This is a genomic window from Microbacterium sp. CFBP 8801 (assembly GCF_014839455.1).
Lineage (GTDB): Bacteria > Actinomycetota > Actinomycetes > Actinomycetales > Microbacteriaceae > Microbacterium.
Genome location: NZ_JACYNU010000002.1, coordinates 380,564 through 387,344, shown reverse-complemented (window position 1 = coordinate 387,344; position 6,781 = coordinate 380,564). Strand labels below are relative to the sequence as shown.

Annotated in this window: 7 protein-coding genes and 1 tRNA gene; 2 read left to right on the top strand and 6 right to left on the bottom strand. The window is 70.7% G+C overall.

Going from position 1 to position 6,781, the window contains the following annotated elements; genetic code table 11:
* Positions 1-63: 63 nt before the first annotated feature.
* Positions 64-137, bottom strand: a tRNA-Pro gene (locus IFR11_RS04745).
* A gap of 144 nt (positions 138-281) precedes the next feature.
* Here IFR11_RS04745 and IFR11_RS04740 point away from each other — a divergent pair.
* On the top strand, positions 282-860 hold the full coding sequence (locus IFR11_RS04740) for a GNAT family N-acetyltransferase (protein WP_191915375.1): 579 nt from the start codon (positions 282-284) through the stop codon (positions 858-860).
* A gap of 158 nt (positions 861-1,018) precedes the next feature.
* Positions 1,019-1,402: an RNA-binding S4 domain-containing protein gene (locus IFR11_RS04735; protein WP_070408197.1), complete on the top strand. Its 384-nt coding sequence runs from the start codon at positions 1,019-1,021 to the stop codon at positions 1,400-1,402.
* 328 nt (positions 1,403-1,730) lie between these two features.
* Here IFR11_RS04735 and IFR11_RS04730 read toward each other — a convergent pair whose 3' ends face one another.
* From IFR11_RS04730 to IFR11_RS04710, 5 genes are all read right to left on the bottom strand, one after another.
* Entirely contained in the window at positions 1,731-2,633 is a 903-nt protein-coding gene (locus IFR11_RS04730; protein ID WP_191915374.1) for an NUDIX domain-containing protein, read from the bottom strand.
* 134 nt (positions 2,634-2,767) lie between these two features.
* Positions 2,768-3,214, bottom strand: a complete 447-nt coding sequence (locus tag IFR11_RS04725; protein WP_191915373.1) for a DUF805 domain-containing protein — start codon at positions 3,212-3,214, stop codon at positions 2,768-2,770.
* A 197-nt stretch (positions 3,215-3,411) separates the two neighbouring features.
* The gene (der, locus tag IFR11_RS04720; RefSeq protein WP_191915372.1) at positions 3,412-4,935 is read right to left on the bottom strand and encodes a ribosome biogenesis GTPase Der; all 1,524 of its coding nucleotides are present in this window, start codon (positions 4,933-4,935) and stop codon (positions 3,412-3,414) included.
* The gene (cmk, locus tag IFR11_RS04715; RefSeq protein WP_055937184.1) at positions 4,925-5,650 is read right to left on the bottom strand and encodes a (d)CMP kinase; all 726 of its coding nucleotides are present in this window, start codon (positions 5,648-5,650) and stop codon (positions 4,925-4,927) included. The genes der and cmk overlap by 11 nt, the downstream gene beginning before the upstream one ends.
* Positions 5,643-6,776, bottom strand: coding sequence for a prephenate dehydrogenase (locus IFR11_RS04710; protein WP_055937181.1), 1,134 nt, complete (start codon positions 6,774-6,776; stop codon positions 5,643-5,645). Before IFR11_RS04710 ends, cmk begins: the two co-directional genes overlap by 8 nt.
* Positions 6,777-6,781: the final 5 nt, after the last annotated feature.

Genomic DNA, 6,781 nt, shown 5'->3' with positions numbered 1-6,781 from the left:
CCTTTCGTGTTTTCCGACCTTGTCGAACTGTTTTGCAATCAGTTTTGCCAACAGCCCTATCTGTCGGGATGACAGGATTTGAACCTGCGACCCCTTGACCCCCAGTCAAGTGCGCTACCAAGCTGCGCCACATCCCGTTACCCGCGAGCGGGCAACTCCCCTATATTAGCCCCTCCCCGACCCCGCCGCGAACCAGCGCACGCCCCGGGCGTGTGGGGCTCGGCGGCCCGTTCTTGCGCGCGAAGGATGTCGGTGTCGGAGCCCCTCGCTACCGTCGCGTCATGACCATCGAGATCCTCCCCGCGACCGGCGACCGCTTCGACGACGCCGAGACGGCACTCGACAGCGGTGACGGCCCCGAGTGCCAATGCCAGTGGTGGCTGCTGCCGAACGGCCCCTGGAAGGAAGCCTCCGTCGATCAGCGCACCGACCTGTTCCGCGCCGAGCTCGACGGTCCCCGTCCGCCGGGCCTCATCGCCTACGTCGACGGCGAGCCCGCGGGATGGGTGCGCGTCGGCCCCCGTGTCGCGCAGCCCCGTCTGCTGCGCACACGCGACGTGACCTCGTCGACCGCCGAGAGCCTCGACGCCGATGATGTCTGGGCGGTCTCGTGCTTCGTCGTGCGCACGCAGCACCGCGGGCGGGGCCTCGCGGCGAAGCTGCTGGATGCCGCGATCTCCACCGCCCGAGAAGCCGGCGCCCGGGTGGTCGAGGGGTATCCCCTCGACCCGAAAGCGGCGAAGCGCTCGTCGAACCAGCTCTTCCGCGGCACGGTGTCGGTGTTCGAAGACGCGGGGTTCACCATCGTCGACCGGCCGAAGCCCGACCGCGCGCTCGTCTCGCTCACCCTGCGGGACTGACCCGCGCGCGCCCGCGCCCATGCCCGTGCCCGTGCCCGTGCCCGTATGAGCCCCCGCGCTGTACGCCAGCAGCACCGGCCCGTGTCGGTAACGGCGCCCGAGACGCCCACCCGCAGCACCCCACTTACGATGGGAGTTCCCCCGACGAAAGACCTGACATGACCGACGCCCCCACCAGCGCCCGCGTCGACGCGTGGCTGTGGGCGGTGCGCGTCTACAAGACCCGGTCGGCCGCGACGACCGCATGCCGCGCGGGTCACGTGCGCGTCAACGGCGACCGGGCCAAGGCGGCTCAGCCGGTGCGTCCGGGCGACGAGTTGCGGGTGCGCGTTCAGGGCTTCGACCGCATTTTGGTGGTGAAGAAGACGATCGCCAAGCGCGTCGGAGCAGCCCTCGTCGCCGAGTCGGTCGACGACCGCACTCCCCCACCGCCCCCGCGCGAGAGCGTGCCGTTCGTTCCCGTCCGCGACAGGGGAGCCGGTCGGCCGACCAAGCGTGATCGTCGCGACATCGAGAAGCTGCGCGGTCGAGACGGCGAGTGAGGCATCAGCCGCCACGACCCGGCGGTCGCAACCCCGCGCACAACCTCCGCGATGCGCACAACTTCAGCCACCCACGCCTGAATCGCACGGAGGTTGCGCGCATCGCTAAGCGTGCGCCGCGCCACGACCCCACCGCCGCGCCGCGCCGAACCAGCCACACACACGACCCGGCGGTCGCAACCCCGCGCACAACCTCCGCGATGCGCACAACTTCCGCCACCCACGCCTGAATCGCACGGAGGTTGCGCGCATCGCTGAGCGTGCACCGCGCCACGACCCCAGCGACAACCCCGCAGCGCCGGCGAACGAGCCCGACGCACGCGCGAGCTCAGTCCAACTGCTCCAACAGCCACCGCGTGCCCTGCGCAATGGCGCCGAGCTCCTGCACCCGCGCCGCGAGGCCCCGATCGCTCGTCACGACGATCACCGGGCTGTGCAGCGCGACCAGCTCGTGTGTGACGGCGACGATCTCATCGTCTCCGGAACCCTCGGCGATGCGCACCGAGACGCCGGCCCCGTCGACGGCGGCGGAGCGCGCCTGGCCCTCCAGCACCGCGGTGACCGGCGGGAACCAGCGCGTCGCCGAGAGGCCGAGGGTGTCGGCATCCATTCCCGCCACAGCCCTCGCCGAGACGCGCGCGAGCAGTCGCGATGCTGCTCCCGCGCGATCTTTCCACCAGCCGTCGGGCACCGACCCGACGACGTTGGCGACGTCGACGACCACCGCGGGGCGCGTCGACAGCTCGGTGCGCAGCGCGGGCCACGCCGAGGCGAAGCCCGGATGCAGGGGCAGAGCGTCGACCCGGTCGACGGGGACCCACTCGAGGGCCACGCTCTCGGGGTCGCTGATCACGGGCTCGAACGGCACCGTGACGTCGGCGACGAGGGTCGAGTACGACCAGATCCCGAGGTCGAGGACGCTCTCGAAACGTGCCCGCACGGCATCCGCCGGCACTCCGGCCTCTTCGCCCGACTCGCGCAGGGCGCCGTCGAGGGCCGATTCGTTCTCGTGGCGCGCACCCCCGGGCAGAGCCCAGGTGTCGCCGAAGTGACTCCACGAGACCCGGTGCTGCAGCAGCACGCCCCGCCGCGGATCGAGCGCGAGCAGACCCGCCGCACCGAAACGACCCCAGTACTTCTCGCCCGTCGGGGCGACCACCCAGGCATCGCCGGGGTCGCGGGGCCCATGCGGGCGCCGCGGTTCGCCCGGGGCGGGAGGCTGGATCGTCATCCTCCCCAGCCTGACACACCCCGGCCGCGCGTGGACCCTCGGTCGTCATACGGCGCCGTCATCGGCCGGCGTTCCTCCGCAAACGCCACGCGCCCCGGCTCCACGAGGGAACCGGGGCGCGATGAGAGCGAGGATCAGCGGTCGAAACGCGCACCCTCGGGCTTCGGGCCCATCAGCATGAACACCAAGAGCACGATGCCACCGACCAACGGGACCAGACCGATGAAGATCCAGAAGCCGCTCTTGTCGGAGTCGTGCAGGCGACGCACGACCAGGGCCAGGTACGGCACGATCGTCGCGAGCGACCAGATGATGTAGACGATGTAGAAGATGAGGCCGACGCCCGAGGGAGTGGCCATCATTCCGTATTCGTCGACCGTGCCCACGCCGCCGGTAGCCGCGGCGAGCACGTTCAGGACGCCGCCGACGATGAACATGACCAGCACCCACCACCAGAACTCGCTGCGGCTGGCGCGACCCGAGAAGGTGGCGTACTTCTTGAAGAAGCGCTTGACGGCGGCGCCGATCGGCGCCCCGTAGTACGGCTGAGCCAGAGGCGGCTCGATCGTGGAATTGCTCATGGTTCCCCCAGGCTGAATTTTCGATCACGACGGTGCGGGCGGGTATTGCACCGCCGCGAATGAACCTTATCGAACCTGAGTGTTGGCTGTGCACACGACACATGTGTGCTGTACGCCGGTCCCCTTCGCCAGGACCACGGCCGCAGACGCCGAATGCCCCGATCCCCTCGCGGGGACCGGGGCATTCGACACGCGCGTCAGCGCTGGCGCTTCTCGCGGATACGCATGTTCAGCACGATCGGGGTGCCGTCGAAGCCGTAGATCTCGCGCAGGCGACGCTGGATGAAGCGGCGGTAGCCCGGGTCGAGGAATCCGGTCGTGAACAGCACGAATGTCGGCGGACGCGTCGCCGCCTGGGTGCCGAACAGGATGCGGGGCTGCTTGCCGCCACGCAGCGGGTGCGGGTGCTCGGCCACGAGCTCCGACAGGAACGCGTTGAACTTGCCGGTCGGAATGCGGGTGTCCCACGATTCCAGGGCCGTCTCGAGCGCCGGCACCAGCTTGTCGAGGTGGCGGCCGGTGCGGGCCGAGATGTTCACGCGCGGGGCCCACGCGACGTGCGCGAGGTCCTGCTCGATCTCACGCTCGAGGTACCGGCGGCGGTCCTGGTTCTCCATGTCGTCGTCATTCAGGCGGTCCCACTTGTTGAACGCCAGCACGAGCGCGCGGCCCGATTCGAGCACCAGGTCGATGATGTTCAGGTCCTGCACGCTGATCGGCTGCGAGACGTCGATCACGACGACGGCGACCTCCGACTTCTCCAGCGCCGTCGAGGTGCGCAGTGACGCGTAGAAGTCGGCACCCTGCTGAAGGTGCACGCGACGACGGATGCCGGCGGTGTCGACCAGCGTCCAGAGCTTGCCGCCGAGCTCGACGACCTCATCGACGGGGTCGCGGGTGGTGCCCGCGAGCTCGTTGACGACGACGCGCTCTTCGCCCGCCGCCTTGTTGAGCAGCGACGACTTGCCGACGTTGGGGCGTCCGAGGATCGCGACGCGACGCGGGCCGCCGATCTCGTACCGTGCCACGGCCGAGACCTCGGGAAGCACCTTCATTATCTCGTCGAGCAGGTCGGCCACGCCGCGGCCGTGGATGGCCGAGACGGGGTGCGGCTCACCCAGACCCAGGTTCCAGAGGGCTGCGGCCTCGGGCTCGTGGCGGGCGTCGTCGACCTTGTTCGCGATGAGGAACACCGGCTTGCCGCTCTTGCGCAGCAGCTTCACGACGTGCTCGTCGGTCGAGGTCGCCCCCACCGTGGCATCCACCACGAACAGCACGATGTCGGCGAGGTCGATCGCGACCTCGGCTTGAGCTGCCACCGAGCGGTCGATGCCCTTTGCGTCGGGCTCCCAGCCGCCGGTGTCGACGAGCGAGAACCGCCGGTCGAGCCACTCGGCCTTGTAGGTGACGCGGTCGCGGGTGACACCGGGAGTGTCCTCGACGACCGCCTCACGGCGCCCGAGGATGCGGTTCACCAACGCCGACTTGCCGACGTTCGGCCGGCCGACGATCGCGACGACCGGCAGCGCCGGCAGGAACTCGATGGCTCCTTCGCCCGACGCGAGGCCCGCGAGCAGCGCGGCATCCTCTTCGTCGAGGTCGAAGTCCTCGAGTCCCGCGCGCAACGCTTCGGCCCGCTGTTCGGCGAGCACCTCGTCGAGCTGCTCCATCTTTTCGGCGAGCTGGTCGGGCCCGCCTTCGTACTCGTCTTCAACGCCCATCGCGGGCTCCCATCGTGGAGTCGACGACGCTCAGCACGGCGTCGACGGTCTGTTCGAAATCGAGGTGGGTCGAATCGACGACCTGCACGCCGGGGGCGGCGGTGAGGAAGTCGACGACCGTGGAATCTGCGGCGTCGCGCTGGTGCAGAGCTGCGGCGACCTTGGCGGCGTCGTGCCCTGTCAGCTCGGCGCTGCGACGCGCGGCGCGCACCTCGGGCGCCGCGGTCAGAAGAATGCGCACGGGCGCGTCGGGGAAGACGACCGTGGTGATGTCGCGGCCCTCGACGACGACACCACGAAGACCCGCGGATGCCACAAGCCGGCGGAACAGCTCGTTCACCGCGTGCCGCACGGTGGCCACCCGCGCGACGCCGCTGACGGCGTCGGTCACGCGGGGTTCGCGGATCGCGGCGGTCACGTCGGTGCCACCGACGCGCACCCAGCGGTCGGACGCGTCGAGCGAGATCGCGTAGTCGAAGTCGCCGAACACCTCGACCACGGCCGTGGCGTCGGAGGTGTCGATCCCGTGCTGCAGCGCGTGCCAGGCGAGCGCGCGGTAGGCGGCGCCGGTGTCGAGGAAGCCGTACCCGAGGCGGGTCGCGGCGGCCTTCGACACGCTCGACTTCCCGCTGCCGGCCGGGCCGTCGACGGCCACGACGACGGGAGCTGCTGCTCCCGCGGGCGTCGTGGTCAGCGAGGGGGTGGAATCAGTCATGGGTGGTGCTCGCAATCCGCCATCCGCGCTGCTGGAGTCCATCGACGGCACGGCGGACCGCGTCGGGGACGACGCTGATCTCGGCCAAGCCGAAGGGGGCACCGGGCGAGTGCTCGAGGCGTAGGTCTTCGACGTTGACGTCGAGGTCACCGAGTTCGCCGAACAGGCGACCCAGCTGGCCGGAGGTGTCGTCGACCATGACGACGAAAGTATCGAAGCGGCGGTTCTGGCCGTGCTTGCCGGGCAGGCGTTCGACGCCCTCATTGCCCCGGCGGATCGTGTCGGCGACCGTGCGGCGGGCTCCCGGTACGTCCGGGTCGCGCAGGGCGTCGGCGACGTCGCCGAGGTCGGCGGCGAGCTGATCGAGCACCTCGACCACGGGGGCGGCGTTCGCGCCGAGGATCTGCACCCACAGCTCGGGGGCCGACGCCGCGATGCGTGTCGTGTCGCGCACGCCCTGGCCCGCGAGCCGCAGCGAGCCGTCGGGGGCCTCGATGAAGCGCCCGGCGAGCAGGCTCGCCACCAGCTGCGGCACGTGCGACATGAGCGCGACGGACTCGTCGTGCTCTTCGGGCGTCATCTCGATGAGCGTCGCGCCGAGGTCGAGCGCGAGCCCTTCGACGAGCGACAGGTCGTGGGCCGAGGTCTCGCCGTCGCGGCAGACCACCCACGGACGCCCCACGAAGATGTCGGCGCGGGCCGAGATGGCTCCCCCGCGCTCGCGCCCGGCCATGGGGTGCGAGCCGATGTAGTGCGTGAGGTCGACGCCGCGCTCGCGCAGGGTGCGCAGCGGCTCGAGCTTCACGCTCGCGACGTCGGTGATCACGGCAGCGGGGAACGCCGCGAGCTCGCGCTGCACGACGTCGGCGACGACGTCGGGAGGCGTGGCGACGACGATGAGCGAGGGCGCGTCATCGGCGCGCTCGGCGCGGCCGGCGCCGTAGTCGATGGCCAGACGCAGCTGCGACGGAGACGCGTCGACGAGCACGACGTCGACGCCGCGTGCCGTGAGCGCGTGACCGATGCTCGCGCCGAGGAGCCCCGAGCCGACGATGCGGACGGTGCCGCTCGTGCGGGTCGCCAAAGGCCCGGCCGCGCGCGCGGACGTTTCCTTCGGTTCGGTCATCGGGT

Coding starts and splice junctions, on each gene's coding strand:
- IFR11_RS04730 (WP_191915374.1), bottom strand. CDS start 2,633: ATGACGATCCAGCCTCCCGCCCCGGGCGAACCGCGGCGCCCGCATGGG.
- IFR11_RS04725 (WP_191915373.1), bottom strand. CDS start 3,214: ATGAGCAATTCCACGATCGAGCCGCCTCTGGCTCAGCCGTACTACGGG.
- cmk (WP_055937184.1), bottom strand. CDS start 5,650: ATGACTGATTCCACCCCCTCGCTGACCACGACGCCCGCGGGAGCAGCA.
- IFR11_RS04735 (WP_070408197.1), top strand. CDS start 1,019: ATGACCGACGCCCCCACCAGCGCCCGCGTCGACGCGTGGCTGTGGGCG.
- IFR11_RS04740 (WP_191915375.1), top strand. CDS start 282: ATGACCATCGAGATCCTCCCCGCGACCGGCGACCGCTTCGACGACGCC.
- IFR11_RS04710 (WP_055937181.1), bottom strand. CDS start 6,776: ATGACCGAACCGAAGGAAACGTCCGCGCGCGCGGCCGGGCCTTTGGCG.
- der (WP_191915372.1), bottom strand. CDS start 4,935: ATGGGCGTTGAAGACGAGTACGAAGGCGGGCCCGACCAGCTCGCCGAA.